Annotated in this window: 25 protein-coding genes; 14 read left to right on the top strand and 11 right to left on the bottom strand. The window is 72.6% G+C overall.

The genetic code is table 11. From position 1 onward, the window contains the following. Position 1: 1 nt before the first annotated feature. Together ACZ59A_RS34175 and ACZ59A_RS34170 are read left to right on the top strand one after the other, a co-directional pair. Positions 2-1336 (top strand): MFS transporter, encoded by a 1335-nt coding sequence (locus tag ACZ59A_RS34175; protein WP_470966881.1) that lies wholly within the window; start codon positions 2-4, stop codon positions 1334-1336. After that, the gene (locus ACZ59A_RS34170) at positions 1333-2436 is read left to right on the top strand and encodes a Zn-dependent alcohol dehydrogenase (RefSeq protein ID WP_470966879.1); all 1104 of its coding nucleotides are present in this window, start codon (positions 1333-1335) and stop codon (positions 2434-2436) included. Before ACZ59A_RS34175 ends, ACZ59A_RS34170 begins: the two co-directional genes overlap by 4 nt. Positions 2437-2445: 9 nt before the next feature. Here ACZ59A_RS34170 and ACZ59A_RS34165 read toward each other — a convergent pair whose 3' ends face one another. Further along, complete coding sequence (locus ACZ59A_RS34165; protein WP_470966876.1) at positions 2446-2967, bottom strand: DUF402 domain-containing protein; 522 nt, start codon at positions 2965-2967, stop codon at positions 2446-2448. Between the two features lie 70 nt (positions 2968-3037). Here ACZ59A_RS34165 and ACZ59A_RS34160 point away from each other — a divergent pair, with 70 nt between their 5' ends. After that, complete coding sequence (locus ACZ59A_RS34160) at positions 3038-3697, top strand: TetR/AcrR family transcriptional regulator (RefSeq protein WP_468050475.1); 660 nt, start codon at positions 3038-3040, stop codon at positions 3695-3697. On the opposite strand, the gene ACZ59A_RS34155 is transcribed toward ACZ59A_RS34160, so the two are convergent. Together ACZ59A_RS34155 and ACZ59A_RS34150 are read right to left on the bottom strand one after the other, a co-directional pair. Then, positions 3688-4149 (bottom strand): MaoC family dehydratase, encoded by a 462-nt coding sequence (locus ACZ59A_RS34155; RefSeq protein ID WP_470966874.1) that lies wholly within the window; start codon positions 4147-4149, stop codon positions 3688-3690. The two genes, ACZ59A_RS34160 and ACZ59A_RS34155, sit on opposite strands and share 10 nt — an antisense overlap. A gap of 153 nt (positions 4150-4302) precedes the next feature. Further along, on the bottom strand, positions 4303-4914 hold the full coding sequence (locus ACZ59A_RS34150) for a hypothetical protein (RefSeq protein WP_470966871.1): 612 nt from the start codon (positions 4912-4914) through the stop codon (positions 4303-4305). A gap of 187 nt (positions 4915-5101) precedes the next feature. On the opposite strand from ACZ59A_RS34150, the gene ACZ59A_RS34145 reads away from it, so the two are divergent. From ACZ59A_RS34145 to ACZ59A_RS34125, 5 genes are all read left to right on the top strand, one after another. Next, positions 5102-7927, top strand: a complete 2826-nt coding sequence (locus tag ACZ59A_RS34145) for a penicillin acylase family protein (protein ID WP_470966869.1) — start codon at positions 5102-5104, stop codon at positions 7925-7927. A gap of 136 nt (positions 7928-8063) precedes the next feature. After that, positions 8064-9116, top strand: coding sequence for a LysR family transcriptional regulator (locus tag ACZ59A_RS34140; RefSeq protein WP_470966866.1), 1053 nt, complete (start codon positions 8064-8066; stop codon positions 9114-9116). Between the two features lie 187 nt (positions 9117-9303). Continuing rightward, entirely contained in the window at positions 9304-10080 is a 777-nt protein-coding gene (locus ACZ59A_RS34135; protein WP_470966864.1) for an SDR family oxidoreductase, read from the top strand. After that, entirely contained in the window at positions 10077-11720 is a 1644-nt protein-coding gene (locus ACZ59A_RS34130) for a class I adenylate-forming enzyme family protein (RefSeq protein ID WP_470966861.1), read from the top strand. The genes ACZ59A_RS34135 and ACZ59A_RS34130 overlap by 4 nt, the downstream gene beginning before the upstream one ends. Before the next feature lie 26 nt (positions 11721-11746). Next, complete coding sequence (locus ACZ59A_RS34125; protein ID WP_468050482.1) at positions 11747-12340, top strand: TetR/AcrR family transcriptional regulator; 594 nt, start codon at positions 11747-11749, stop codon at positions 12338-12340. A 94-nt stretch (positions 12341-12434) separates the two neighbouring features. On the opposite strand, the gene ACZ59A_RS34120 is transcribed toward ACZ59A_RS34125, so the two are convergent. From ACZ59A_RS34120 to ACZ59A_RS34110, 3 genes are read right to left on the bottom strand one after another with little or no spacing between them, the layout of a single operon-like run. Further along, positions 12435-13649: an acyl-CoA dehydrogenase family protein gene (locus ACZ59A_RS34120; protein ID WP_470966858.1), complete on the bottom strand. Its 1215-nt coding sequence runs from the start codon at positions 13647-13649 to the stop codon at positions 12435-12437. 8 nt (positions 13650-13657) lie between these two features. Further along, the gene (locus ACZ59A_RS34115; protein ID WP_470966855.1) at positions 13658-14680 is read right to left on the bottom strand and encodes a phosphotransferase family protein; all 1023 of its coding nucleotides are present in this window, start codon (positions 14678-14680) and stop codon (positions 13658-13660) included. Positions 14681-14732: 52 nt separating this feature from the next. Next, entirely contained in the window at positions 14733-15185 is a 453-nt protein-coding gene (locus tag ACZ59A_RS34110) for a winged helix-turn-helix transcriptional regulator (protein ID WP_470966853.1), read from the bottom strand. 136 nt (positions 15186-15321) lie between these two features. Between ACZ59A_RS34110 and ACZ59A_RS34105 the strand changes: the two genes are divergently transcribed. Continuing rightward, the gene (locus ACZ59A_RS34105) at positions 15322-15987 is read left to right on the top strand and encodes an NADPH-dependent F420 reductase (protein ID WP_470966851.1); all 666 of its coding nucleotides are present in this window, start codon (positions 15322-15324) and stop codon (positions 15985-15987) included. A 101-nt stretch (positions 15988-16088) separates the two neighbouring features. Continuing rightward, positions 16089-17015, top strand: a complete 927-nt coding sequence (locus ACZ59A_RS34100) for an NADP-dependent oxidoreductase (RefSeq protein ID WP_470966848.1) — start codon at positions 16089-16091, stop codon at positions 17013-17015. Between the two features lie 64 nt (positions 17016-17079). On the opposite strand, the gene ACZ59A_RS34095 is transcribed toward ACZ59A_RS34100, so the two are convergent. The 4 genes from ACZ59A_RS34095 to ACZ59A_RS34080 are packed head-to-tail and all read right to left on the bottom strand — an operon-like array spanning position 17080 to position 19130. Beyond that, positions 17080-17400 (bottom strand): DUF202 domain-containing protein, encoded by a 321-nt coding sequence (locus ACZ59A_RS34095; protein WP_468050488.1) that lies wholly within the window; start codon positions 17398-17400, stop codon positions 17080-17082. Then, the gene (locus ACZ59A_RS34090; protein WP_470966846.1) at positions 17388-17795 is read right to left on the bottom strand and encodes a YidH family protein; all 408 of its coding nucleotides are present in this window, start codon (positions 17793-17795) and stop codon (positions 17388-17390) included. The genes ACZ59A_RS34095 and ACZ59A_RS34090 overlap by 13 nt, the downstream gene beginning before the upstream one ends. After that, positions 17792-18328, bottom strand: coding sequence for an NUDIX hydrolase (locus ACZ59A_RS34085; protein ID WP_470966843.1), 537 nt, complete (start codon positions 18326-18328; stop codon positions 17792-17794). The genes ACZ59A_RS34090 and ACZ59A_RS34085 overlap by 4 nt, the downstream gene beginning before the upstream one ends. A gap of 28 nt (positions 18329-18356) precedes the next feature. Continuing rightward, positions 18357-19130 (bottom strand): hypothetical protein, encoded by a 774-nt coding sequence (locus tag ACZ59A_RS34080; RefSeq protein WP_470966841.1) that lies wholly within the window; start codon positions 19128-19130, stop codon positions 18357-18359. 214 nt (positions 19131-19344) lie between these two features. Here ACZ59A_RS34080 and ACZ59A_RS34075 point away from each other — a divergent pair, with 214 nt between their 5' ends. From ACZ59A_RS34075 to ACZ59A_RS34060, 4 genes are all read left to right on the top strand, one after another. After that, complete coding sequence (locus ACZ59A_RS34075) at positions 19345-21000, top strand: FAD-binding dehydrogenase (protein WP_470966839.1); 1656 nt, start codon at positions 19345-19347, stop codon at positions 20998-21000. Between the two features lie 821 nt (positions 21001-21821). Beyond that, a complete protein-coding gene (locus ACZ59A_RS34070; protein WP_470966836.1) occupies positions 21822-22550 on the top strand; it encodes a molybdopterin-dependent oxidoreductase in 729 nt (242 codons plus the stop codon). Beyond that, positions 22534-23223 carry a cytochrome b/b6 domain-containing protein gene (locus tag ACZ59A_RS34065; RefSeq protein ID WP_470966834.1) on the top strand — a complete coding sequence of 230 codons (690 nt, stop codon included), beginning with the start codon at positions 22534-22536 and terminating at the stop codon, positions 23221-23223. The genes ACZ59A_RS34070 and ACZ59A_RS34065 overlap by 17 nt, the downstream gene beginning before the upstream one ends. A 70-nt stretch (positions 23224-23293) precedes the next feature. Then, positions 23294-24313, top strand: coding sequence for a glycoside hydrolase family 6 protein (locus ACZ59A_RS34060; protein ID WP_470966832.1), 1020 nt, complete (start codon positions 23294-23296; stop codon positions 24311-24313). A gap of 60 nt (positions 24314-24373) precedes the next feature. Here the strand turns inward: ACZ59A_RS34060 and ACZ59A_RS34055 are convergent, their stop codons facing one another. Beyond that, positions 24374-26317, bottom strand: a complete 1944-nt coding sequence (locus ACZ59A_RS34055; RefSeq protein ID WP_470966829.1) for a glycosyltransferase family 2 protein — start codon at positions 26315-26317, stop codon at positions 24374-24376. Positions 26318-26585 lie beyond the last annotated feature (268 nt).

Genomic DNA, 26585 nt, shown 5'->3' with positions numbered 1-26585 from the left:
CGTGACGACTTCGGAGCCCGGTAGGGGCTGGCTGCTGCGCCTGGTCATCGCTTTCTCCTTCGCACAGGGGGCGGTGAGCATGGCGAGACCGGCCGTCTCCTACCGGGCTCTCGCGCTGGGCGCCGACGCCCGCGCGGTCGGCGTGATCGCGGGCATCTACGCGCTGCTGCCGCTGTTCGCCGCCGTACCGCTCGGGCGGCGCACCGACCACGGCCGGTGCGCTCCGCTGCTGCCGGTCGGCGTCGTGCTCATCGCCGCCGGATGCGGGCTCAGCGGCACGGCGGACTCGCTGTCCGAGATGGCCGCGTGGAGTGGGGTGATGGGACTTGGTCATCTGTCATTCGTCATCGGTGCCCAGTCACTCGTCGCCCGGCAGAGCGCCCCGGCCGACCAGGACCGCAACTTCGGCCACTTCACCGTCGGCGCCTCGCTCGGCCAGCTGATCGGGCCGATCGCCGCCGGGCAGCTCGTCTCCGGCCACGACGGCGCACTGGCCCGCACCAGCGCCGTCGCGCTCTTCGTGGCCGCCGCCGTCGCGGCCTGTTCGGTCACCTCGCTGTGGCGGATCGAGCACCGCCCGGCCCAGGGGCCGGTGAAGGCGTCCGCCGGGAAATCCCCCTCCCGGCGGGTGCCGGTGTTCGGGATCCTGCGCACCCGCGGGGTCGCCTCCGGCATCTTCATCAGCCTCGCCGTGCTCTCCGCCACCGACATCCTCACCGCCTATCTGCCCGTCGTCGGTGAACAGCGCGCCATCTCGCCTGCCGTCGTCGGCCTGCTGCTCAGCCTGCGCGCCGCCGCCACCGTCGCCTGCCGCCTGGTGATGACCCCGATGATCCGGCTGATGGGCCGTACCGTGCTGATGGCCGTCAGCTGTCTGGGCGCCGGGCTGCTGTGCGCGGCCGTCGCCCTGCCGGTGCCCGCCTGGGCGCTCGGCGTGCTGCTCGCCGCGCTCGGCTTCTGCCTCGGCGTCGGCCAGCCGCTGTCCATGTCCACCGTCGTGCAGGCGGCGCCCGACGACGCGCGCAGCACAGCCCTCGCGCTGCGGCTCACCGGCAACCGCCTCGGCCAGGTCGCCGCGCCCGCCTCGGCCGGACTGCTCGCCGGGCTCGCGGGCACCGCCGCCCCCTTCGTCATGCTGGGTGTGCTGCTGCTCGCCTCGGCGGCGGTAGCCGTACGGCCCCTCCGGCGAGCCCCCGAGGCGGTGGCTCCCGGGGACCTTCCGGCGCCGCGCAACTCCCGGGGCGGCGCCGAGGCGGAGCGGAGCGCGGTTTCGGGGAGGTGCGGGCCGGGGGAGGAAACCTCGGCCCGCACCGACCCCGAGGAGCCCACACCATGACCCGCGCCGCCGTCCTCCCCGCCATCGGCAGTCCGCTCCGCGTCCAGGACATCGAGATCCCCGACCCGGGGCCCGGGCAGGTGCGGGTGCGGCTCGCCGCGGCCGGGGTGTGCCACTCAGACCTGTCCCTGTCCGACGGAACGCTCCGCCAGCCCGTCCCCGCCGTCCTCGGCCACGAGGGCTCGGGCACCGTGACGGCGGTCGGCGACGGCGTGACGGGGATCGCCCCGGGCGACGCCGTCGTCCTCAACTGGGCCCCGTCCTGCGGGAGATGCCACTACTGCGGGCTCGGCGAGCCCTGGCTCTGCGCCAAGGCCGGGGACGCCGCGGCCCTGCCGTACGCCACGCTCGCCGCCGACGGCAGCGCGCTGTACCCGGGACTGGGCACGGCCGCGTTCGCCGAGGAGACCGTCGTACCGGCGCACGCCCTGCTCCCGCTGCCGGACGGCGTGCCGCTCACCGACGGCGCCCTGCTGGGGTGCGCGATGCTCACCGGGTACGGCGCCATCCACCACAGCGCCCAGGTGCGCCCCGGCGAGTCCGTCGCCGTCTTCGGCATCGGCGGCGTCGGCCTCGCCGTGCTCCAGTCGGCGCGCCTCGCGGGCGCCGGGACGATCGTCGCGGTGGACGTCTCACCGGAGAAGGAGGAACTGGCCCGGGCGGCGGGCGCGACCGAGTTCGTCCTCACCGGGGACGGCACGGGCGGCGGCACCGGCGACCCGGCCAAGCGGATCCGCGCCCTCACCGGCGGCCACGGCGCCGACGTCGCCATCGAATGCGTCGGCCGCGCCGACACCATCCGCGCCGCCTGGTCCGCCACCCGCCGCGGCGGCCGGACGACCGTCGTCGGCATCGGCGGCAAGGACCAGCCGGTCACCTTCTCGGCGCTGGAGCTGTTCTACTTCGGCCGCACCCTCTCCGGCTGCGTCTACGGCAACAGCGACCCGGCCCGCGACCTCCCCGTCCTCGCCGCGCACATCCGCGCGGGACGGCTCGATCCGGCGGCGCTGGTGACCGCGCGGATCGGCCTGGACGACATCCCGGCGGCCTTCGACGCGATGATCGCGGGCCGCGGAGGCCGCGCGCTCGTCGTCTTCTAGGCGGGACTTCTAGCCGCCGTTCTCCCCGGACACCATGGCCAGCCACGGCAGATGCGCTTTCCCGAACGGTTCGGCGCCGCCCCCGACCGCCTCCATCAGCCACTGCCCCGCCGCCTCGGCCTGGGCGATGACGTCCGCCGGGTACCCGTACCGCACCTGGTGCTCCGCGAACTCGTCCTCGTCCACCAGCAGCGTCCTCCCGTCGGCCCGCTTCCGGATCACGTCCAGATCCAGGTCGACCATCTCGACCTCGTCCGGCGAGACCCACTCCACCGGAGTGGTGATGTCGCAGTACACCTCGGTCGAGCGCGGCGGCGCGTTGAACACCGCGGTCCACCACGTCCCGCGCGGGAAGAGGATCACATGCGCGCACTCGATGGGCACCTCGGGGCCGTCCCCCTTGCGCGACACCGAGTCGGCGGGCAGCCCCAGCCAGACCCCGTGCTCGTCCTCACCCAGTCTGCGCATCCGCAGGTTCCAGTGCAGAGAGCCGTCGTACTTCCGGTAGTTGACCTGGACCAGAGGAGACATGGGAGCGATCCTACCCCTGGCCGGAGGCGTGTTCTAAGCGCTTGCTCACCCTCCGTGTAGGGTGTCCGCCATGGATGCGGAGCGGAAGAACGCCGGGGGTCCGGCCGAGGCGTGGGGGGACATCACGCCGGACGCGGCTCGGCGGCTGGTGAGTGCCGCCGTGCATGCCTTCGCCGAGCGTGGCTATCACGCCACCACCACGCGGGACATCGCCGGGCGGGCCGGGATGAGCCCGGCGGCCCTCTACATCCACTACAAGACCAAGGAAGAGCTGCTCTACCAGATCAGCAAGGTCGGCCACCGGCTCGCGCTGGACATTCTGGAGGAGGCCAGGGACGGGGGCGGCGGGCCCGCCGAGCGCCTGGTCACCGCGGTGCGGGGCTTCGTGCGGTGGCACGCCGAGCACCATACGACCGCGCGCGTGGTGCAGTACGAGCTGGGCGCGCTCGGGGAGGAGCACCACGCCGAGGTCATCGCCATGCGCCGGGCCACGGACGCGACGGTGCGCTCGATCATCGAGGACGGGGTGCGGGCGGGCGACTTCGACGTGCCGGATGTGCGGGGCACCACGGTCGCGGTGCTGTCGCTGTGCATCGATGTCGCCCGCTGGTTCAACGCCCGGGGGCGCAGCACCCCCGACGAGGTCGGTGACCTCTACGCCGGGCTGGTGCTGCGCATGGTCGGTGCGGAAGAGACCCCGCAGCGGGAGAAGCGGGACACTCAGAGGTAGAAGCGGGACACCGTTTCCGCCACGCAGGCCGGTTTGGCGCCGCCCTCGCGCTCCACGCTGACCGTGAGCGTCAGCTGGATGCCGTCCTTCACCTCGGCCACCTCGGCGATGCGGCCCGTGGCGCGCAGCCGGGAGCCGACCGGGACGGGGGAGGGGAAGCGGACCTTGTTGGAGCCGTAGTTGACGCCCATCCGTACGCCCTCGACGCGCAGCAGCTGCGGGCTGAAGTGCGGGAGCAGGGACAGGGTCAGATAGCCGTGGGCGATGGTCGTGCCGAAGGGACCGGCGGCGGCCTTCTCGGCGTCGACGTGGATCCACTGGTGGTCGCCGGTCGCCTCGGCGAACAGGTCGATCCGCTTCTGGTCGACCTCCAGCCAGTCGGTGGGGCCTAGCTCCTCGCCCACCGCGGCGCGCAGTTCCTCGGGCGAGGTGAAGATCCTGGGCTCTGCCATGTGTGCTGCCTCCGGGCGACTCGCGATGCGGCTAAGCGACTGCTCAGCATGCTCGGGTCACCTGGGTCCTGTCAACGCGCCCTGCGGCCCCGTAGGTGTTCGGGGCGCGCTCCACCGGGGTTCGGCGAGCGCGCCCCGGCCCGGGGCCGGGCCTCAGGCCGCCGCGTACCGCGTCACGCAGCCCGCGCCGCGGGATGCCGCCAGCGCCTCGGTGGTGAGCAGCGGGACCGGCACCACGATGCCGCAGTCCTCGCAGACCGGTCCGGCCACGGGATAGCGGTCCAGATCCTCGCGCCAGACCAGCCGTTCCTGGGCGCAGACCGGGCAGGCCGACCCCGGTCCCGCTTCCATGGCGACGATCAGCCGCCGCAGGACGTCGGCGAGACGGCCTTCGGGATGGGTCGAGGGAGATTCGCACGGCATGATGTCGCAACCGCCCCAGGTGTGCAGGTGCCAGTCGTCGACGGCGCTGGGCTGCCGGATGCCGTGGTGTTTCTCCAGCCTGCGCCGGGCGGCGAAGTCCGCCTCGTACGCGAGCCACAGGGTGCGGGCCTCCTCGAGTTCTTCGAGTGCCGTGATCAATCGTGTGGGTTCAGGCTGACGGTCCTCCGGGATGATCCCGGTCCTGGCGCACAGATGGTGCCAGGTCGCCCGGTGCCCGTACGGCGCGAACCGTTCCAGGCATTTGCGCAGCGAGGTGCGCCGGGCGGTGACGTGTCTGCGTGGATTACGAACCTCTCGTGCGAGTGCTCTGAAACCGGCCACTTCTTACCACCTCCGCGAGTGCGGACCCGACTCGTTGTCGAATGGACGTAACGCAGCGCGATCCGGATCCATCGTGTTTCCAAAAAGTCGCCGGGCAATCGGAAGAAGGAAGTTGACGGCCGCTCATCTTCCGGCGTTGTTGTACCGCCGGTAACCTCCCTCTCAACTGCATCCGGGAGGAGCGGATATGCGTTTCAGAACCGGCAAGCTCACCCGTGTCGCCGTCGCCGCGGCCGCGGTATTGGCGCTCGGCGCCACGTTCGCGGCCCCGCTGCCGCAAGAGGCCCAGGCGGCGCCCGCCGCCCGGGCCGCCACCGACTACTGCGGCGGACAGTGCTCCGACATCCTGCCGCCCGGCGCGACCGGCAACGCGACCCTGGCCGACATCCTCGCCAACCGGGTGTTCGGCACCCACCCCGCGCACAGCGCCGACCAGCTCGGCCCGTACAGCGACCTGGCCCAGGGCTATCCGACGCTCACCGACGACAAGCTGAACACCTTCTTCAACGACTCGTCGTTCGGCGTCCCGGCGGACCAGGTCGAGTCCGTCACCAAGCCACGCGACGACGTCACGATCACCCGTGACAAGAAGACCGGCGTCCCGCACATCCAGGGCACCACCCGCGAGGGCACCGAGTACGGCGCCGGATACGCCGCCGCCCAGGACCGGCTGTGGCTGATGGATCTCTTCCGCCATGTGGGCCGCGGCGAGCTGACCTCGTTCGCCGGTGGCGCCGCCGCCAACCAGGGCCTGGAACAGGACTTCTTCCGCCAGGCGCCGTATGCCGAGGCGGACTATCAGGCGCAGATCGACTACATCCTGGCGACCGGCGGCGAGCGCGGAAAGCAGGCGCTGGCCGATGCCCAGGCGTATGTGGACGGCATCAACGCCTACGCCAAGAAGGCGAAGGACGGCCGCTACTTCCCCGGCGAGTACGTGCTCACCGGGCACATCGACGCGATCACCAACGCCGGAGAGATCCAGCCCTTCAAGCTCACCGACCTGATCGCCCTGGCCTCCGTCGTCGGCGCGCTCTTCGGCAACGGCGGGGGCGGCGAGGTCGAGGGCGCGCTGTCGATGCTGGCCGCCCAGCAGAAGTACGGCCTCGAAGAGGGCACCAAGGTCTGGGAGTCCTTCCGGCAGCGCAACGACCCGGAGGCCGTGCTGACCGTCCGCGACGGCAAGGGCTTCCCGTACGCGGGCAAGCCCGCCGATGCCAAGGGCACCGCGATGCCCGACCGCGGCTCCGTCACCGCCGAACCGCTCGTGTACGACCGCGAGGGCAGCGCCACCCAGGCCAAGGCCGACGCCCGCACCACGGTCAAGGCGCCCGCCAAGCTCGACAAGCTGCGCGGCATCTACGACGACGGGGTGCTGCCCCGTGATCTGTTCAGCCGCAAGAAGGGCATGTCCAACGCGCTCGTGGTGTCCGGCAAGTACACCGCCAGCGGCCACCCGGTCGCCGTCTTCGGCCCGCAGACCGGCTACTTCGCCCCGCAGCTGCTGATGCTCCAGGAGCTCCAGGGCCCCGGCATCAGCGCCCGCGGCGCCTCCTTCGCGGGCGTCGGCATGTACGTCCAGCTCGGGCGCGGCCAGGACTACGCGTGGAGCGCCACCACCTCCGCGCAGGACGTCACCGACACCTACGCGGTCGAGCTGTGCTCACCGGACGGCTCCGCGCCCGCCGAGGACTCGACGTACTACCGCTACCACGGCGACTGCCTGCCCATGGACAAGCTGGAGCGGCGCAACGCCTGGAAGCCCACCGTCGCCGACTCCACCGCCGCCGGTTCGTACCGGATGCAGGTCTACCGGACCAAGTACGGCCTCGTCACCCACCGCGCCACGGTCGGCGGCAAACCGGTCGCCTACACCTCGCTGCGCGCCACCTATCGCCATGAGGCCGACTCGATCGTCGGCTTCCAGATGTTCAACGACCCGGGCTATGTGACCGACGCGAAGTCCTTCCAGAGCGCCGCCCAGCACATCAACTACACCTTCAACTGGTTCTACGCCGACTCCCGGCAGGCCGCGTACTACAACAGCGGGCTCAACATGCGGCGCGCCGACGGTGTCGACCCGTCGCTGCCCGTCAAGGCCGAGCAGGCGTACGAGTGGCGGGACTTCGACCCGGCGGACAACACCGCCGCGTACACCCCGCCCGCCGAACACCCCCAGTCCGTCGATCAGGACTACTACATCAGCTGGAACAACAAGCTCGCCAAGGACTACGGCGCCGCGGGCTTCGGCAACGGCTCCGTGCACCGCGGCAACCTCCTCGACGACCGGGTGCGCGCCCTGGTCAAGAAGGGCGGGGTGACCCGCGCCGCGCTCGCCCGGGCGATGGGCGAGGCCGCCGTCACCGATCTGCGCGGCGAGGACGTGCTGCCCGAACTGCTGAAGGTGCTGCGCAGCAAGCCGATCGACGACCCGGCGCTCGCCAGCGCCGTACAGCGGCTGGAGGCTTGGCAGGCGGCCGGTTCACAGCGCCGCGAGACGAGCGCGGGCTCGCACACCTACGGCAACGCCGACGCCGTACGCATCATGGACGCGTGGTGGCCGCTGCTGGTCGAGGCCGAGTTCAAGCCAGGACTCGGCGGCGACCTGTACGACGCGCTGCGCACCAACCTGAGCGTCGACGAATCGCCCTCGGCGGGCCACGGGCCGACCGGCTCGCACGCCGGATCGTCCTTCCAGTACGGCTGGTGGTCCTACGTCGACAAGGACCTGCGCGCGGTCCTCGGCGAGGACGTCAAGGGCCCGCTCGCCAAGCGGTACTGCGGCGACGGCGACCTGAGCGCCTGCCGTGACGCCCTGCTCGGCAGCCTGAAGCAGGCCGCCGCGAAGCCCGCCATCGAGGTCTACCCCGGCGACGACAACTGCGCGGCGGGCGACCAGTGGTGCGCCGACTCCATCATCCAGCGCACGGTCGGCGGACTGACCCACGACAAGATCAGCTGGCAGAACCGTCCCACCTACCAGCAGGTGGTGGAGTTCGCACGCCACCGCTGAGCGCGCAGTCGCGGTATTTCCCGTTGTTTCCGTCGTGAATTCCGGAGTATCCCCGCAGGGCCCGGCCAGGAAATGCGCTGCACTATGCTTCGAATCGTCAGGGCGCGTTTTTTGTATGGGGGAGCAGAAGGCCGGAATGTCCTCAAGCGATCGGTGGCAGTACCCCGCGGCGCTGCTGGACACCACGATGGATCAACTCCGCACACTGCTCGCGGTCCATGAGACCGGTACGGCGCTGGGCGCCGCCCGGCTGCTGGGCCGCGAGCAGTCCAGCGTTCAGAAACAGCTCGACACGATGAACCGGAACTTCGGCACCCTGTGCGGAGAACCGCTCGTCCTCAAACGCGGGCGCAGCCGGAATGTGCTCTTCACCGCCACCGGCGAGAGCCTTGCCGAACTCGCCCGCGGCACGCTCCGGGGGTGGCAGGAGGAGTTGCGCGACTGCCGCCGCCGGATCGGCGGGCGGCTGGCCGTCGGCTCCACCCGCTACACCCTCGGCTTTCTGCTGAATGCCGTGGAGCTGGTCACCGCGGACTTCGAGAGCCGCGGCGTCGAGCTGAAGGTCGAGCACGTCCGCACCAGGGATCTGCTCGACCGGCTCGGTTCCAAGGAACTCGACCTGGTCTGCGGCAGCGTGCTGGCCGACGGAAGCGAGAACCGCGGGCTGGACGGCCTTGAGGTGATGGAGTGGCGGCGCAGCGGCCTGTCCCTGGTCACCAACCTCGGCGCCGACGAACTGCCGGGCCCCTCCGTCGCGGTGAGCGATCTGCCCGGGGTGCCGCTCGCGGTCTCCGCCGACGGGCTGATCCCCGGCTTCCTGCGCGGCTGGTTCGGCGGCCGCTACCGCCAGGAGCTGCACATCGCGGCCGAGATCGACACCGTGCAGTACGGCCTCGAACTGCTCTCCTCGGGCGTGCAGCGCGGCGCGGTGCTCGTCACCCAGGGGATCGGCGACGCGGTGGCCGACGGGCGGCTGCGGACCGGCGCCGGGCTGCGCACGCTGCAGCTGACCGATGACATCGCGCCGGAGCTGGACGTCGTCGTCGGGGTCTTCGTACGGGCCGGGGAGCGCGCCGCGCAGGACGACGACCATCCGCTCAACGTGCTGTGGAACGCCCTCGCGGGGGAGAACGCCCGCTGGCGCCGCGTCATCGGCGACCAGCGCCCCGGGGGCCCGCGCGGCCGGTGAGACGCGTTCGCGCGGCCGGTGAGTCCGGTTCGCGCGGCCGGTGAGACGCACTCTGGAGGTCGGCGAAACGTCATCCGCCGGTCAGCCCCCTGCCCCCTTCCCTTCAACATACCGACTGGTTAGTCTGCCGGTGCGGCCGGGCCGATCCGGGCCGACGGCCGCGCCGCACCCGAGGAGCGTCTCAATCGTGGATACCGTGCGTGGAGCGCGAGTTGTCGTCACCGGGGCGGGAGGCGGCATCGGCGCCGCCCTGGCCCGCCGCTTCGCCGCCGAGGGCGCCCGGGTCGTGGTAAACGACCTCGACGCGGCCGGGGCGGAGGCCGTCGCCGCCGAGATCGGCGGGACCGCCGTCCCCGGTGACGCCTCCGCCGTGGTGCCGGACGCCCGGGACGCGCTCGGCGGCACCATCGACATCTTCTGCGCCAACGCGGGCGTCGGCCACGGCGGCGGCCCCGAGGCCGACGAGGCGCTGTGGGCCGAGTCCTGGGACGTCAACGTGATGGCCCATGTCCGGGCCGCCCGCGCGCTGCTGCCCGACTGGCTGGAGCGCGGCGACGGCCGGTTCGTGGCCACCGTGTCCGCGGCCGGGCTGCTCACCATGGTCGGCTCGGCGCCGTACAGCGTCTCCAAGCACGCGGCGCTCGGCTTCGCCGAATGGCTCGCGGCCACGTACCGCCACCGCGGCATCCAGGTGCACGCCGTCTGCCCGCAGGGCGTGCGCACCCACATGCTGGAGGACAGCGGAAGCGCCGGAGACCTGGTGCTCGTGCCCACCGCGATCGAACCGGAGGAGGTCGCCGACGCCGTGCTGAAGGGCATCGCCGAGAACCGGTTCCTGATCCTGCCGCACCCCGAGGTGGCCGAGTACTACGCCGCCCGCGCCACCGACACCGACAAGTGGCTGCGGGGTATGAACCGCGTGCAGCGCACCCTGGAAGAGACCGAAGAGAGGCCGTCCCGATGACGACGTACCAGGACCAGCCCTGGCTCGCCCGGCTCACCGAGAAGCAGCGCGAGCCGATCACCCCGCGGCCCAGCGTGCTGCACGCCTTCCGGGAGGCCGTGCGCGACGCCCCGGACCACCCCGCGATCGCCTATTTCGACGGCCGGGTCAGCTACCGGGAGCTGGACGAGCTGTCGGACGGGCTGGCGGGCCACCTCGCCGAGCGCGGCTTCGCCCCCGGCGACCGGCTCGCGCTCATGCTCCAGAACACCCCGCACTTCGTGATCGCGCTGCTCGGCGCGTGGAAGGCGGGCGGGGTAGTGGTCCCCGTCAACCCCATGTACAAGGGCGGCGAACTCGCCCACATCCTCACCGACGCCGAGGTCACCGCGCTGGTGTGCGCCCGCACCGCCTGGGAGTCGTACATACGGGAGACGGCCGCGGGCACCCCGGTGCGCATCGCGCTCACCGCCGACGCGTACGACTTCCAGACCCGGAACGACGAGCGGGTGCTGCGCGACGAGCGCATCCCGGTCCCCGAGGACACCGACGACCTCCTCGTGGCCGCCCGCGCCGGGGCCCGGCCGCCCGCCGTCCCCGAGCCCGCGCCCGGCGACACCGCGCTGATCAGCTATACATCCGGGACCAGCGGCACCCCCAAGGGCGCCATCAACACCCATGGCAACGTCTCCTACAACGCCGACCGGCAGCACCTCCTCCATGAGCTGCCCCCGGGTTCGGCGATCTTCGCGCTGGCCCCGCTGTTCCACATCACCGGCATGGTCTGCGAGCTGGGCGCGAGCCTCGCCGGGGCTGGGACGCTCGCGCTGGCGTACCGCTTCGAGACCGGGGTCGTCCTGGACGCGTTCGCCGAACACCGCCCCGCGTACACCGTCGGCCCCTCCACCGCCTTCATGGCGCTGATGGCCCATCCGCAGGCGACCCGCGACCACTTCTCGTCCTTCCGGATCGTCTCCTCGGGCGGCGCCCCGCTGCCGCCCGCGCTGGTCGAGCGGTTCGAGGCGGCCCTCGGCCCGTATCTGCACAACGGCTACGGGCTCACCGAGTGCACCGCCCCCTGCGCCAGCGTCCCGCCCGGCGTACGGGCCCCCGTCGACCCGGTCTCCGGCACCCTGGCGGTCGGCGTGCCCGGCGCGGACACCGTCGTACGGATCGTCGGCGACGACGGCAAGGACGTGCCCTTCGGCGAGCCCGGCGAGATCGTGGTGAGCGGCCCCATGGTCGTCCCCGGCTACTGGCGCCGCCCGGACGCCACCGAGGCCGGTATGCCCGGGGGCGAACTGCGCTCCGGGGACATCGGTTTCATGGACGAGGGCGGCTGGCTGTACGTCGTCGACCGCAAGAAGGACATGATCAACGCCTCCGGGTTCAAGGTGTGGCCGCGCGAGGTCGAGGACGTCCTCTACACTCACCCCGCCGTCCGCGAGGCGGCCGTGGTCGGCAAGCCGCACCCCTACCGGGGCGAAACAGTCAAGGCGTACGTGAGCCTGCGGCCCGGGGCCGAGGTCACGCCGGACGAGCTGGCCGCGTACTGTGCGGACCGGCTGGCGGCGTACAAGTACCCGCGGGAGGTCGACATCCTGCCCGAGCTCCCGAAGACGACCAGTGGCAAGATCCTCCGACGAGAACTGCGAGGATGAGAACGGAAGAGAAGCGGGTGGCGACCATGGCCAGAACGACGAACGGTGACGGACAGCCGGTGCCGCGGCGGCTGCTGGCCGCTGCCACCCGCCTCTTCGCGGAGCGCGGGTTCGACCGGACGTCGGTCCAGGAGATCGTCGAGGCGGCGGGGGTCACCAAGGGAGCCCTGTACCACTACTTCGGCTCCAAGGACGATCTGCTCCACGAGATCTACAGCCGGGTGCTCCGCCTCCAGCAGGAACGGCTCGACGCGTTCGCGGACGCGGACGCCCCCGTCGAACAGCGGCTGCGGGGCGCGGCGGCCGACGTCGTGGTGACCACCATCGAGAACCTCGACGACACCACGATCTTCTTCCGGTCGATGCACCATCTGAGCCCGGAGAAGTACAAGCAGGTACGCGCCGAGCGGCGCCGCTACCACGAGCGGTTCCGCGCGCTGGTCGAAGAGGGCCAGCGGACCGGGGTGTTCGGCGCCGACACCCCGGCGGACCTGGTGGTCGACTACCACTTCGGCTCCGTCCACCACCTGGGCACCTGGTACCGCCCCGGCGGCTCCCTCGCCCCCCAGCAGGTGGCCGACCACCTGGCCGACCTCCTGCTCCGCGCGCTGCGGCCCTGACGCCCGGCGGAGGACACACGCCCTCCGGGCGTGTGTCCTCAATCTCCCCCAGCTACCGCTGGGAGGTGCCCCCTGGACGGGCTGGAATTTCCCCCTATACGTACCGCTTCAGCTCGCGCCGCGCCAGCGACCGCTGGTGCACCTCGTCCGGCCCATCGGCCAGCCGCAGCGTACGGGCCGCGGCCCATAGCTCGGCCAGCGGGAAGTCCTGGCTGACCCCGCCCGCGCCATGCAGCTGCACCGCCTGGTCGAGGATCCCCACCACCGTCCGCGGCGTGGCGATCTTGATGGACTGGATCTCGGTGTGCGCCTCCCGGTTGCCCACCGTGTCCATCAGCCAGGCCGTCTTGAGGACCAGCAGCCGCAGCTGCTCGACCGCCACCCGGGCGTCCGCGATCCACTCGTGGACCTGCCCCTGCTGGGCGAGCGTCTTGCCGAACGCCTGCCGGGCCACCGCCCGTCGGCACATCAGCTCGATCGCCCGCTCGGCCATGCCGATCAGCCGCATGCAGTGGTGGATGCGGCCGGGGCCCAGCCGGGCCTGGGCGATGGCGAAGCCGCCGCCCTCCTCGCCGATGAGGTTCGCGGCCGGGACCCGGGCCCCGTGGAAGACGACCTCGGCGTGGCCGCCGTGGTAGTGGTCCTCGTAGCCGTACACCTGCATCGCCCGCCGCACCTCGACCCCGGGCGTATCGCGCGGCACCAGCACCATCGACTGCTGGCGGCGCACATCCGCGCCCTCCGGGTCGGTCTTGCCCATCACGATGAAGATCTTGCAGTCGGGGTTCATCGCCCCGGAGATGTACCACTTGCGCCCGGTGATGACGTAGTCGTCGCCGTCCCGCTCGATCCGGGTCTCGATATTGGTGGCGTCGGACGAGGCCACCTCCGGCTCGGTCATCGCGAAGGCCGACCGGATCTCGCCCGCGAGCAGCGGCTCCAGCCACTGCTTGCGCTGCTGCTCGTTGCCGAACTGGGTGAGCACCTCCATGTTGCCGGTGTCCGGCGCGGCGCAGTTGAGGGCCGTGGGGGCGAGCTGGGGGCTGCGGCCGGTGATCTCGGCGAGCGGGGCGTACTGGAGGTTGGTCAGCCCGGCCCCGTACTCGCTGTCCGGCAGGAACAGGTTCCACAGCCCCTGCTTGCGGGCCTCGGCCTTCAGCTCCTCCACGGCGGCCGGGGTCTCCCAGGGCGAGCCGAGCTCGGCGCGCTGCTCGCCCACGACCGCCTCGGCCGGGTAGACGTGCTCGTCCATGAAGGTCAGCAGTTTGGCGCGGAGTTCTTCGGTGCGGGCGTCGAATGCGAAGTCCATGAGGTGTCTCAGTGCTCCTGGAGAGTGGTGAGGCCGTTGTCGATGAAGGCCGGGACGATTCGGCCGATGCGGTCGAAGCCCGCGCCGAGGGTCTGTCCGAGAGTGAAGCGGTAGTGGATGCCCTCCAAGATCACCGCGAGCTTGAAGTAGGCGAAGGCGGTGTACCAGGCGATGCCGCTGACGTCCCGGCCGGAGCCCTCGGCGTACCGCCGGACCAGTTCGTCCGTGCCCGGGTGGCCGGGGGCGCCCTGGGTGGAGGAGATGGGCGCGTCTTCGAGGGTGGGGTGTTCGCTGTACATCACGATCAGGCCGAGGTCGGTCAGCGGATCGCCGAGCGTGGACATCTCCCAGTCGAGGATCGCCTTGATCCGGTCGTCGGCGCCCACGAGGACGTTGTCCAGGCGGTAGTCGCCGTGCACCACGGTGGGCGCGGGGGAGGCGGGCAGCGCCTTGGTGAGCCGGGCGTGCAGCTCGTCGATGCCGGGCAGTTCACGGCTGCGCGAGGACTCCAGCTGCTTGCCCCAGCGCCGCAGCTGGCGCTCCAGAAAGCCCTCCGGCCGCCCGAAGTCGCCCAGCCCGACCGCGGCGGGGTCGACGGAGTGCAGCGCGACGAGCGTGTCCACCAGGGACAGCACCACGCCCCGGGTGCGCTCCGGGCCGATGGCGGCCAGCTGCTCGGCCGTACGGTACGGAGTGCCCTCCACGAACTCCATGACGTAGAACGGCGATCCGGTCACCGCCTCGTCCTCGCACAGCAGCACCGGCTCCGGCACCGGCACGCTGGTCGGGTGCAGCGCGCTGATCACCCGGTGCTCGCGCCGCATGTCATGGGCGGTGGCCAGCACATGCCCGAGCGGCGGGCGGCGGACCACCCAGCGGTGGGTGCCGTCGGTGACGGAGTAGGTGAGATTCGACCGGCCGCCCTCGATCAGCTCCGCGCTCAGCTCGCCGCCCACCAGCCCCGGCCGCTCGCGGTCGAGATGGGCGCGGAGCCGCGGCAGGTCGAGTCCTGGCGGATTGCCTTCGTTCATCGAATCTCTTCTTCCGTGGGAGGCGGGCGGACTGGCTCACTCCATGTCCACCTCATGATGCCGACCAGTCGGTATGTAGTCCAGTGTCCGTCCGCCACCGGTTCCCTCCCGCGCCTCCCTCCCGCGCTTCCCGCCGCAGCTCGGCGCGCTCCTGGGCCTCGGTGACCGCGTCGCCGTGCTCGATCCCCCAGGAGCCCAGCGCCTCGACGGGGCCCAGCAGGGTCCGGCCCAGCGGCGTCAGCCCGTACTCGACGCGCGGCGGCGCCTCCGCGTACCGGTGCCGCTCGACCAGCCCGTCGTCCTCCATGCGGCGCAGCGTCTCGTTGAGCACCTTGGCGCTGATGCCGCCGATCGCCGCGCGCAGCTCACCGGGGCGGCGCGGCCCCTCGCGCAGCCCGAAGATCACCACGGCGGTCCAGGTGCGGGTCAGCAGGTCGAAGCCGATCCGGGCCCGGCAGTCGGCGATGAACCGGCCGGTGGGCGAGGGGTGCGGGGATGTCGTCACTCGGGGCCTCCGGGGGGCGGGTTTCTGTGCCGTCCTAGCGGATCCGTTGGGCACCGCGGGGTGTCCAACGGACTTCCTAGTGTCCTGTTCCGGCAGGCGGCACATGCCGCCGCCGCTACGAGAGGGAGGCCGCGCGATGCGGATCGGAGTGCTGGGCACGGGAACCATGGCCGAGGGGCTGGCGGGACAGTGGGCGCGGGCGGGCCACGCGGTGTTCATCGGCGGCCGCACCCCCGGCAACGCGCGCGCCCTGGCGGAGCGGATCGGCCACGGGGCGCGGGCCGGATCGCCGCGCGAGGCCGCCGGGTTCGGGGAGGTGACGCTGCTCGCGGTCGCGTACGAAGGGGTGTCGGCCACCCTGGCCGCGGCGGGCGCGGGGGAGGGGACACTGAGCGGCCGGGCGCTGATCGACTGCACCAACGCGGTCGTCCCCGGCCGGTTCGTCCTCGCCACCGACGGCGGCCCGGGAGTGGCCGAGCGGATCGCCGCGCAGGCGGTGGGGGCCCATGTGGTGAAGGGGTTCAACCTGTGCGCGGACTCGGTGTGGCGGATGACCCCGCCGGTCTTCGCGGACGGCCCGCTCGGGGTGCCGCTGTGCGGGGACGACGAGGGGGCGCTGGAGGACGTACGGACCCTCGTGCGCGACATGGGCTGCGTACCGCTGGACGGCGGCGGCCTGGAGCGGGCCCGCCACCTGGAGGCGACGGCCGCGTTCCTGCTCGGCTTCTGGTTCGCGGGGGCGGAGCCGCGGACCGCGCTGCCTCCGGCGGCGGCCCAGGTGCCGTACCGCGTTCCCGCCTGAACCGGCCGGTGGCGGATTTGCGGTGCCGGTTCCCGAGCAGGAGCGTCGTAGGGGGAACGCGCCCGGGAAACCGTCACCAGGAACCGCGAGGAGCAGCCACCATGAAGGCCATCAGCTACCGCCGCTACGGCGGCCCCGAGGTCCTCGAATTCGGCGAGGTCCGGGACCCCAAGGTCGGGCCCGACTCGGTGCTGGTCCGGGTCAGGGCCGCCGCCGTGAACCCCGTCGACTGGAAGGCGCAGGCCGGTTATCTCGACCCCGTCCTGGACGCCGTCTTCCCGGTCATCCCGGGCTGGGACGTCGCCGGGGTGGTCGAGCAGACCGGACCGGCGGTGACCGGGTTCGAGGCCGGGGACGAGGTGATCGGATACGTACGCGAGGACTTCCTGTCCCGCGGCACCTGCGCCGAGTACGTGGCCGCGCCCCTGCGCACGCTCGCCCGCAAGCCGCGGAACCTGACCTTCGAGCAGGCCGCGGGCATCCCGCTGGCGGGGCTGACGGCCTACCAGTCGCTGGTCCGCGCGCTGCGGGTCGGCGAGGGCGACACGGTGCTGGTGCACGCGGCCGCCGGGGGCGTCGGCTCGATGGCGGTGCAGCTGGCCCGGCATCTGGGCGCCCGCGTCATCGGCACCGCCGGTGAGCGCAACCACGAATATCTGCGGACGCTGGGCGCCGAGCCGACCGTCTACGGGGACGGGCTCGCCGAGCGGGTGCGGGCGCTCGCCCCCGACGGGGTGCAGGCCGCGTTCGACCTGGTCGGCGGCGACGCCCTCACCGCGTCCGCGGAGGTGCTCGCCCCCGGCGGCAGGCTGGCGTCCATCGCCGACCCGGCGGTCCTCGGCCTCGGCGGCGCTTATGTCTTCGTCCGCCCCGACCCCGACGACCTCCAGGACCTGACCGACCTCGCCGAGCGCGGCGCGCTGAGGGTCGAGGTGTCGGCGACGTACCCGCTGGAGCGGACGGCGGAGGCGCAGCAGCGCAACGCGGAGGGCCACACCCGCGGCAAGATCGTCATCACGGTCGACTAGGCGCGTTCGGCGCCTTCGGTGCTCTCGTGCTCTCGGCGCCTTCGGCGTTCTCGGCCAGGCGCCGTCAGCTCAGCATGGCCGCACCGCACACCGCCGCCGCCAGCACACAGCCCACCGCTGCCGCCGCGGCGCGCGGGGTCAGCAGGGGCGGGCGCGGGGCGTGCAGATGGCGGATGCGGCGGTGTGCCACGGCCAGGAAGGCCAGCCCGGACAGGACGACCAGCGACAGGGCCAGCACCGAGAGCGGGCCGATGCCCGCGTGCAGGGTCTGCCGCCCCGCGAGCGAGGCGGCCACGGCGCAGGCCAGCGTCGTACGCCGCCACGCCAGCCGGGTGCGCTCCGGCTGGAGGCCGGGGTCCCGCACCGGCTCGGTCACCCGCCCCACCCCACGGCGACGACGAGCACCATCAGCAGCGCGACCAGCCCGACGGCCAGCCCCAGCATCACCGGGAAGCGCGACACCGGCAGGTCCTCGCCGCGCCGCATGGCGCGCTCGCAGCGGATCCAGTGGTTGAGGGCGCGCAGGGCGCACACCGCGCCGCCCGCGAGCAGCACGAGCGCGAGGGTCAGCCGGAGCGGGCGGCCGGTGTCCGGCAGGAACTGGTCGACCGCGAAACCGCCGCCCACCAGGGCCATCGCGGTGCGCAGCCAGGCCAGGAAGGTGCGCTCGTTGGCGAGCGAGAAGCGGTAGTCGGGGGTGTCGCCCTCCTCGCGGAGCCGTTCGGGCGCGAACCACAGCCGGACGCTCGCCACGGCCTCCCCGAGCTTGCCTCCGGTCACGGGGTGGGCCTCTCACGGCGCCAGTCCAGCAGCCGCCGGTACGCCTCCGAGCCGTCCGGTACCCACTCCCAATCGGTGAGCCGCCGCTCCAGCTCCTCGTCAGTGAGGAAGTCGTGCCAGGCGATCTCCTCGGCCTGCGGGGCGACCGGAAGGTCGCAGCGCACCTCGTAGACCCGGCTCCACCAGGTGTGCTCGGGGGTGTCGTAGAGGAAGGAGAACAGCGGTACGGGGGCGGGCAGCCCCTGGACGCCCAGCTCCTCCTCCGCCTCGCGCAGCGCCGCCTCGTCGTAGCTCTCGCCCGCTCCGACGACCCCGCCGACGAACATGTCGTACAGCGAGGGGAAGACCAGCTTCCGGTCGGTGCGGCGATGGACGAAGACGCGTCCCTCGGGGTCGCGTACGAGGACGAAGACGCATCGGTGGCGCAGCCGGTGGGCGGTGGCGTCACCGCGACGGGCCTGGCTTATCACCCGGTCCCGCTCGTCCACGATGTCCAGCAGTTCGTCGGCGGAAAGCGGCTCCTGATCAGGCATGTGGACATACAAGCAGATGGCGCCGCGGTCAGCGCGAGGGGCCACCGCCGTAGGGGCCGCCGCCCTGGCCACCCCGGCCGTACGGGCCGGAGCCGCCGCCGGGGTAGCCGTTGCCGTTCCCCTGACCGTTCCCCCAGCGCCCCTGGCCCTGGCCCTGGCCCTGGCCTTGACCCTGACCTTGACCGGCGCCGCCCTGTCCCTGGGCGTCGGCCTGCTGTTGCGCCTGCCGCCGGGCCTGCTCACCGGCCCACTGCCGCCACTCCTCGGCCCGCTCCCGCCACCTCTCGGCAGCGTCGGACCAGGCGGGCTTGGCCTGCTGCCCGGACGACGGGGTGCGGGGCTCGGCGGCCGGGGCGGCCGGAGCCTGCGTCGTCGGCTGCGCGGCGGGCGCCGGGGCCGCGGGCTCGGACGTACGCGAACCGCGCAGCGGCTTGTCACCCACGGCCGAGTCGCCGTACGCGGCGGCCTTCGGCTCCGGCGCGTCGGGGACGGCGGAGGGCGCGTCGTGCCCCGGTGCGGCCTGTGCCTCGCGCGCGTCCTTGCCCATGAGCATGAAGAGCGCGGTGGCCGCGCCGGTGGCCGACAGCAGGATCGCCCCGGCGGCCGCCTTGCGCCGCGGGTCGATGCCGCGACGGCGGGCGCGGGCGTGCCGGGGGCCGATGATCTCGCCCTGGAGGATGTGCGGGGTGACGGCGTCACCCGCCTCGATCGGCTGGGGACCGGGGGTGACAAGTGTCGGATTCACGATGCGCTTGTCCGCCGGATACGGCGGCCCGGATTGCTCAACGGAGCGGTCAGCCATGGTCGTTGATGATGCCGGTTTGGCTGAAGGGTGTCCAATAGTGATGAGGGATTGTTCCCTTTTGCTGCAGAAGAGAGCTATAGGCTGAGGTCGACCGTGTCCGGAAAGCGCTCTCACCCCCGCCATCGCGGCAGTTGACGCCGTACTGGCCGGTAGGCAGGATCGCACCCGACGACACCGTCGACCGGCTGACGAGGACGGGACACCACCAACCATGGCGTACGACGCGGATGTGATCGTGGTCGGGGCGGGCCTGGCGGGCCTCGCGGCCACCGCCGAGCTGGCCGACGCGGGCCGCAAGGTCATCCTGCTCGACCAGGAGCCCGAGCAGTCGCTCGGCGGCCAGGCCCACTGGTCCTTCGGCGGCCTCTTCCTCGTCGACTCGCCCGAACAGCGTCGGCTGCGCGTCCGCGACAGCCGCGAACTCGCCTGGCAGGACTGGCTGGGCACGGCCGGTTTTGACCGCGAGGAGGACCACTGGCCGCGCCGCTGGGCCGAGGCGTACGTGGACTTCGCGGCGGGCGAGAAGCGGTCCTGGCTGCACGCCCAGGGGCTGCGGCTGTTCCCCCTCGTCGGCTGGGCCGAGCGCGGTGGCTACGACGCGACGGGGCACGGCAACTCCGTACCCCGCTTCCACATCACCTGGGGCACCGGCCCCGGCGTCGTCGCCCCCTTCGAGCGCCGGGTGCGCGCCGCGGCCGCCCGCGGCCTGGTCGACCTGCGCTTCCGGCACCGGGTCACCGGGCTCTCGCGGAGCGCGGGCACCGTCGACACCGTCACGGGCGAGGTGCTGGAGCACAGCCGCGCCGAGCGGGGCACGGCCAGCAGCCGTGAGGTGACCGGCTCCTTCGAGCTGCGCGCCCAGGCCGTGATCATCACCTCCGGCGGCATCGGCGGCAACCACGACCTCGTACGCGCCAACTGGCCCGAGCGGCTGGGCTCCCCGCCCGAGCGGATGATCTCCGGCGTCCCCGCGCATGTGGACGGCGAGATGCTCGGCGTCACGGAGGCGGCCGGTGGCCACCTCATCAACCGCGACCGGATGTGGCACTACACCGAGGGCATCGAGAACTGGAACCCGATCTGGCCCCGGCACGGCATCCGCATCCTGCCCGGCCCCTCGTCGCTCTGGTTCGACGCCCGCGGAAAGCGGCTCCCGGTCCCGCTCTTCCCCGGCTTCGACACCCTCGGCACGCTCGAACACATCATGCGGACCGGGTACGACTACACATGGTTCGTCCTCACCCAAAAGATCATCGAGAAGGAGTTCGCGCTCTCCGGCTCCGAGCAGAACCCGGACCTGACGGGCAAGAGCGTCCGCGATGTGCTCGGCCGCGGGCGGGCCGGGGCGCCGGGGCCGGTCCAGGCGTTCATGGACCACGGCGCGGACTTCATCGTCGAACGCTCGCTGCCCGCCCTCGTGCGGCGGATGAACGAACTGACCGAGGACCCGCTCATCGACGAGGCCGAACTGCGCCGCGAGATCGTGGCCCGGGACCGCGAGATCGCCAACCCCTACACCAAGGACCTCCAGGTCACCGCCCTGCGCGGGACCCGCAAGTACATCGCCGACCGGCTCATCCGCACCGCCGCCCCGCACCGCATCCTCGACCCCAAGGCGGGTCCGCTGATCGCCGTACGGCTGAACATCCTCACCCGCAAGACGCTGGGCGGGCTGGAGACGGATCTGTCGTCGCGGGTGCTGACGGAGGGCGGCGAGCCGCTGCCGGGCGTCTACGCGGCGGGCGAGGCGGCAGGCTTCGGCGGCGGCGGCGTCCACGGCTACCGCTCCCTGGAGGGCACCTTCCTGGGCGGCTGCCTCTTCTCGGGCCGCACGGCAGGCCGCGCGGCGGCCAAGGCAGTCTCCTGACCCCACCGGGCCACCGGATCGCCCCTCGGCCGCCGACCGCTCGGGGCCGTGCCGCTGCCGCGCGGCGGCGCGGACGCGCCGGATCCGGCTCTCGGGGCCAACAGCGTGCCGCGCGGCGGCCAGGGCGGTGTCGTAATCGGGCCCCGCGCCCCTTGGGCACCCGGGCCCTTTGACCGGGCCACCGGATCGCCCCTCGGCCGCCGACCGCCCGGGGCCGTGCCGCTGCCGCGCGGCGGCGCGGACGCGCCGGATCCGGCTCCCGGGGCCAACAGCGCGCCGCGCGGCGGCCAAGGCAGTCTCCTGACCCCACCGGGCCACCGGATCGCCCCTCGGCCGCCGACCGCCTGGGCCGGGCCGCTGCCGCGTGGCGTGCGGCGGTGCGGACGCGCCGGATCCGGCTCCCGGGGCCAACAGCGTGCCGCGCGGCGGCCAGGGCGGTGTCGTAACCGGGCCCCGCGCCCTCTGCGTCCCCGCGCCCCGGGGCCTTTGGCCGGGTCGCTGGGCCGCCCCATGGGACGCCGAGCGCCCGGGCCGGGCCACCGCCGCGCGGCAAGCGGCGGTGCGGGCCCGCGCGGTGCGCACCAGGTCCGGTGCGGATCGCCGTCCGGCCAATGTCCGAGGCCCGGGCAGCGTGGACGGCTCGGACTGCTCCTCCCGTAGCCACCGCGCGGCGGGGCCCGGGGCGGCGCCCCGGTTCGGGAAGGGGCGGGGTGGGGGAAGAACCCCCGGAGGGCGCCACCCGCGGCGTTCAGATCTGACGGAAGTCTGACGAAAAGCCACAGACGGTGGTGCGCCACCCCGCCCGGTGGTCTTATCAGGGCATGGACGCAACATCCGGCGACGACGACCACGGCGCACCCGTCGGCCGCCGCATCCTGCTCGGCATGCTCGGCCTCGGCGCCGCCGGTATGGCCGTCGCTCCCTGGGCGCAGCGCGGGCTGGAGAAGACGCTCGGCGCGGTCGCCGACAAGGACCCCACCGGGGTGACCGGGCTGCTGCCCAACGGGGGCGGGTTCCGGTACTACTCCGTGACCTCCTCCGTCCCGCACAAGGACGCCACCAGCTACCGCCTCACCGTGGGCGGGCTCGTCGACAAGCCCGCCGACTACCGGCTCGCCGAGCTGCGCGCGCTCCCGCAGGCCCGGCTCGTCAAGGACGTCCAGTGCGTCACCGGGTGGCGGGTGCCGAAGACGCCGTTCGAGGGGGTGCGGCTGTCGACGCTGCTGGACGCCGCCGGGGTGAGCCGTCGCGCCAAGGCGGTCCGGTTCACCTGCTTCGACGGGGCGTACTCCGAGAGCCTCACCCTCGACCAGGCGCGCCGCCCGGACGTCCTGGTGGCGCTGCGGATGCAGGACAAGCCGCTGGGCCATGCGCACGGCGGTCCGGTCCGGCTCTACGTCGCGCCCATGTACTTCTACAAGTCGGCGAAGTGGCTCTCCGGTATCACCGTCACCGACGAGGTGCGCCCCGGCTACTGGGAGGAGCGCGGCTACGACGTGGACGGCTGGGTCGGCAGATCGAACGGACGCGACGATGCCCCCACTGCCTGAGGCCCCGCCGCCCCGGCCCGCCGCGGCCCCGGCCGCCACCGCGCGCCGGGTGCGCCGCTTCGCGCCCGCCGTGCGGTGGATCCACCGCACGACGGCCGCGCTGCTGGGCGTGTGCGTGGTGAGCGCGGCCTGCCTGTACGTGCCCGACCTGGCCCAACTCGTGGGCCGCCGCGCTCTCGTGGTCACCGTCCACGAGTGGACCGGCATCCTGGCGCTCGTACCGGCCCTCCTCGGCCTCGCCTCCCGCGCCTTCCGGGCCGACCTGGGCCGCCTCAACCGCTTCGGACCGCACGACCGCCGCTGGCTGCGGGCCGCGCTGCGCCGCGACCACAGCCGTGCGGAGCGCCCGGCGGGCAAGTTCAACGCGGGTCAGAAGGTGTACGCGGCCTGGACCGCGGGCGCGGTGCTGGTGATGGCGGGCACGGGATCGCTGATGTGGTTCACCGGGCTGGCCCCGCTGATGTGGCGCACCAGCGCCACCTTCATCCACGACTGGCTGGCGCTGGCCGTCGGCATCGTGGTGATCGGGCACATCGGGAAGGCGCTCGCCGATCCGGAGGCGCGGCGCGGGATGCGCACCGGGCGGGTCGACCCGGAGTGGGCGGCCCGCGAGCATCCGCTGTGGCGCCCGGAGGACGACGGCCCCGAACACCCCGAACGCCGCGTCCGCTGAACCGACGGCACGCGGTGCCATGATGCGTCGCATGCGCGAGAAATATCCAAAAAAGTCTGTTATGCGGCAAATGGCGGCAGTGGCCGCATGCGGTGTCATGGCGATGCTGCCGCTGAGCGGCTGTCAGATCTCCGACCCCCCGCCGCGGCGGGGCGGGCTCTGGGTGAACCCGGACGGCCCGGCCGCCCGGCACGTCCGGGCGCGGGAGGAGGGGAAGAACGGCGGCAAGGACGGGGACGCCGCCCTGATCCGCCGCATCGCACGGCAGCCGGTCGCCGAATGGCTCGGCCCCGACCCCCGCGAACGGGTGCGCTTCATCACCGGATCCGCGGCCCGGACCGGGACCACCCCGGTGCTGGTCGCCTACAACATCCCGTACCGGGACTGCGGCGGCTACTCGAGGGGCGGCGCGCCGAACGGCGCGGCCTACCGGAGGTGGATCGAGCAGATCGCGCTCGGCATCGGCGACCGGAAGGCGATCGTCGTGCTGGAGCCCGACGCGGTGGCGCAGGTCGTCGACGGCTGTGTGCCCCGCCGCCTGATCGGCCCCCGGCTGACGCTGCTGCGCGACGCGGTCGCCGCGTTCGCCGCGCTGCCCCGCGTACGGGTGTATCTGGACGCCGGGAACGCGGGGTGGATCAAGAACCCCGCCCGGCTGATGGTGCCGATGCTCAAGAGCGGCGTCGAGCAGGCGGACGGCTTCTCCCTGAACGTCTCCAACTTCCAGCCCACCGGCCGCACCAAGCGTTACGGCCACCGGCTGTCCAGGGCGGTGGGCGGGGCGCACTTCGTCATCGACACCAGCCGCAACGGCAACGGCCCGCTGCGGCGCAGGGGCGCGGCCCGGCACGAGGTCCGGTCGGAGAAGGCCTGGTGCAACCCGCCGGGGCGGGCGCTGGGTGAGCCGCCGAGCACCCACACCGGGGACCGGCTGGTGGACGCGTATCTGTGGATCAAGCGGCCCGGCGAGTCCGACGGGACGTGCAACGGCGGTCCCCCGGCGGGCCGCTGGTGGCCCGAGTACGCGCTCGGCCTGGCCCGGAACGCCGACGGCCCGGGCCGTGACGGACACGGTCCGGGCCGCCGCTGAGGCGCGCTGCGCTTCGCTTGCCACGCGGCGCGTTTCCGCATCACGCGCCGCGTTCCGGTATCACAGGGCGCACACCGCGTCCGGGTCCTTCGCCGCGGCCGCCGGGGCGCACGGGCCCGCGCTGTCCGCCCGCGCGGTCGGTACGGCCGGCGCCGCCACCGGGCGGCGCCGGTCCCGCAGCACCCCGCCGTACCAGATGGCCACCGGCGCCAGGCACAGCGCGAGCGCGAGGACCGCCCACATCCGCATCGCCGCATGCGTGTGCCCGAGGAAGAACGAGGCCGTGAGCGAGGTGCCGAAGAGCGTGCCCCACAGCAGATGGATACGGAACGTGGAGAGCCGGTCGGGGCTGGACGAGTCGCCCTTGGGCGTGACCACGAACCGGCTCCTGCGCCGCAGCACCGCGTCGAACAGCGACTTGACGTAGATCGGCGCGGACAGGGCGGACAGCAGCATTCCGGCGAGCCCGCCCGACCCCTCGGGCTCGTGCGGGGAGACGTTGTGGCGGCGGTTCCAGATGTACAGCCCGATCTGCAGCATCGCGGCGTCGCTGTAGAGCATCATCCACAGCTCGGCCGGGATGCGGATCCCGGAGGCCCCCAGCATCAGGAACAGCGTGCAGGACAGCGCCGAGAGCAGCCAGTTGACCGCGGTCATCGGGTAGTACGTGATCAGCAGCGTGTAGTTCAGCAGCTTCCCCGGGGACAGCGTGAACGGGGCCTTCCAGAACTGCTTGAGCACCGTCTCGTAGGTGCCCCGGCTCCACCGCATCTGCTGGGTGAAGAAGTCCGTCCAGGAGCTGGGGCCCTCGCCGACGGCGAGCACGTCAGGGGTGTAGACCGAGCGCCACTTCTTGCCGGTGGCCGGGTTGCGGTGGCGGTGCAGCTCGAATCCGGTGGCCATGTCCTCGGTGATCGAGTCGTACAGCCCGCCGATGCCGCGCAGCGCACTGATCCGCACCGCGTTGTTGGTGCCCACGAACATCGGGCTTCCGTAGGAGTTCCCGGCCCGCTGGATCAGCGCGTGGAACAGGAACTGCTGGCTTTCGGCGGCCTTGGTGACGGCGGTGTCGTAGTTTCCGTACACCTGCGGACCCACCACGAAGGAGATGTCCGGATCGCGGAAGTAACCGAGCATGCGCTCCAGGAAGTTGGGCAGCGGCACATGGTCGGTGTCCACACATGCCATGAATTCATAAGCGTCGCCGTGTGCGTCCAGCCAGGCGTTGTAATTCCCGTGCTTCGTCTTCGCCCGGAAAGCGCCCTTCGGCTGATTCCACTTCTCGACGCCCTTGCGGGAGAAGTGCCGTACGCCGAGCCGCGCGCACAGCTCCTTGACCTCCGCGTCGTCCCCCTCGTCGAGCAGCCAGACGTCCATCGTCCCCTGGTGCCGGATGCGCACCGCGCCCTCCAGCGTGGCGCGGACCATCCCGATCGGCTCCTTGCCGGGCACGAAACTCGTCAGGAACGCCACCCGGGTGCCGCGTTCGGCGGTCACCGGTACCGGATCCCGGGCCACCAGCGTCGCGTGAGCGTTGGAGATGACCGTGACCAGCCGGAACGTCTCGATCAGCGCGATCGAGACCAGCATCGCGACATCCGCCGCGGTCTCCCACGCCGTCACATAGCCGCGTGTCGCCCAGTGGTCCGGCCGCAGCAGCCAGAGCAGCAGCAGCGCCGAGCACACCGGCGCCCCGCACAGCAGCAGTGCCGCCCGGATCCGGTGCGGCTCCTGCGCCAGCAGGCTGCGGCTGCGCACCCGGTACGGGCGGTCGGCGGGCGGCTCCGTCAGCGGGCCCGCCAGCTCGCTGTACCGCTTGTACTCGTACACCGCGGCCGAGCCGGGGTGCGCGGCATCCGGGGCGGGGCGCGCATGCGGGGGTGCGGCGGGGTGCCCAGCGGCGTGCCCGGCGGCTTTTCCGGCGGCGCGCGCGGCGGCGGGAGCGACTCCACGACGCGGATCTCGGGCGTTTCTCGAATCTCTGACGGGGGTCTGTGCAGACATGGGCACTCCCGCGGGCTGTCTGGAACCGGATGTCGCGCCGCGATGACCCGGACGGTCCACATTCGTCATGTCATCGCGCGAGATGAGAAGGTAACAATCGGATGTGGCGGTATTGCGTACATCGGATTTTCGGCGCGCCCCTGGCGATAGGCCGCGAAAGGGCCACCCTGACGGCCCATCAGCGCGCGTCTTACGTGATTTACATCCCGCCCTCTGGCAAGGTCGGGGATCGCGTGAAAAACGCCAGTCCACGGATCCACGGCTGCAC

The sequence above is a fragment of the Streptomyces sp. NPDC040405 genome, assembly GCF_055595765.1.
Note: the sequence above shows the minus strand (reverse complement) of the source record. Positions and strands in the feature narration are given on the sequence as shown.

Bases quoted from the DNA above. Each gene is read 5' to 3' on its own strand.
- ACZ59A_RS34170 (WP_470966879.1), top strand. From the start codon at position 1,333: ATGACCCGCGCCGCCGTCCTCCCCGCCATCGGCAGTCCGCTCCGCGTC.
- ACZ59A_RS34165 (WP_470966876.1), bottom strand. From the start codon at position 2,967: ATGTCTCCTCTGGTCCAGGTCAACTACCGGAAGTACGACGGCTCTCTG.
- ACZ59A_RS34160 (WP_468050475.1), top strand. From the start codon at position 3,038: ATGGATGCGGAGCGGAAGAACGCCGGGGGTCCGGCCGAGGCGTGGGGG.
- ACZ59A_RS34155 (WP_470966874.1), bottom strand. From the start codon at position 4,149: ATGGCAGAGCCCAGGATCTTCACCTCGCCCGAGGAACTGCGCGCCGCG.
- ACZ59A_RS34145 (WP_470966869.1), top strand. From the start codon at position 5,102: ATGCGTTTCAGAACCGGCAAGCTCACCCGTGTCGCCGTCGCCGCGGCC.
- ACZ59A_RS34140 (WP_470966866.1), top strand. From the start codon at position 8,064: ATGTCCTCAAGCGATCGGTGGCAGTACCCCGCGGCGCTGCTGGACACC.
- ACZ59A_RS34130 (WP_470966861.1), top strand. From the start codon at position 10,077: ATGACGACGTACCAGGACCAGCCCTGGCTCGCCCGGCTCACCGAGAAG.
- ACZ59A_RS34125 (WP_468050482.1), top strand. From the start codon at position 11,747: ATGGCCAGAACGACGAACGGTGACGGACAGCCGGTGCCGCGGCGGCTG.
- ACZ59A_RS34120 (WP_470966858.1), bottom strand. From the start codon at position 13,649: ATGGACTTCGCATTCGACGCCCGCACCGAAGAACTCCGCGCCAAACTG.
- ACZ59A_RS34115 (WP_470966855.1), bottom strand. From the start codon at position 14,680: ATGAACGAAGGCAATCCGCCAGGACTCGACCTGCCGCGGCTCCGCGCC.
- ACZ59A_RS34105 (WP_470966851.1), top strand. From the start codon at position 15,322: ATGCGGATCGGAGTGCTGGGCACGGGAACCATGGCCGAGGGGCTGGCG.
- ACZ59A_RS34100 (WP_470966848.1), top strand. From the start codon at position 16,089: ATGAAGGCCATCAGCTACCGCCGCTACGGCGGCCCCGAGGTCCTCGAA.
- ACZ59A_RS34085 (WP_470966843.1), bottom strand. From the start codon at position 18,328: ATGCCTGATCAGGAGCCGCTTTCCGCCGACGAACTGCTGGACATCGTG.
- ACZ59A_RS34080 (WP_470966841.1), bottom strand. From the start codon at position 19,130: ATGGCTGACCGCTCCGTTGAGCAATCCGGGCCGCCGTATCCGGCGGAC.
- ACZ59A_RS34075 (WP_470966839.1), top strand. From the start codon at position 19,345: ATGGCGTACGACGCGGATGTGATCGTGGTCGGGGCGGGCCTGGCGGGC.
- ACZ59A_RS34070 (WP_470966836.1), top strand. From the start codon at position 21,822: ATGGACGCAACATCCGGCGACGACGACCACGGCGCACCCGTCGGCCGC.
- ACZ59A_RS34065 (WP_470966834.1), top strand. From the start codon at position 22,534: ATGCCCCCACTGCCTGAGGCCCCGCCGCCCCGGCCCGCCGCGGCCCCG.
- ACZ59A_RS34060 (WP_470966832.1), top strand. From the start codon at position 23,294: ATGGCGGCAGTGGCCGCATGCGGTGTCATGGCGATGCTGCCGCTGAGC.
- ACZ59A_RS34055 (WP_470966829.1), bottom strand. From the start codon at position 26,317: ATGTCTGCACAGACCCCCGTCAGAGATTCGAGAAACGCCCGAGATCCG.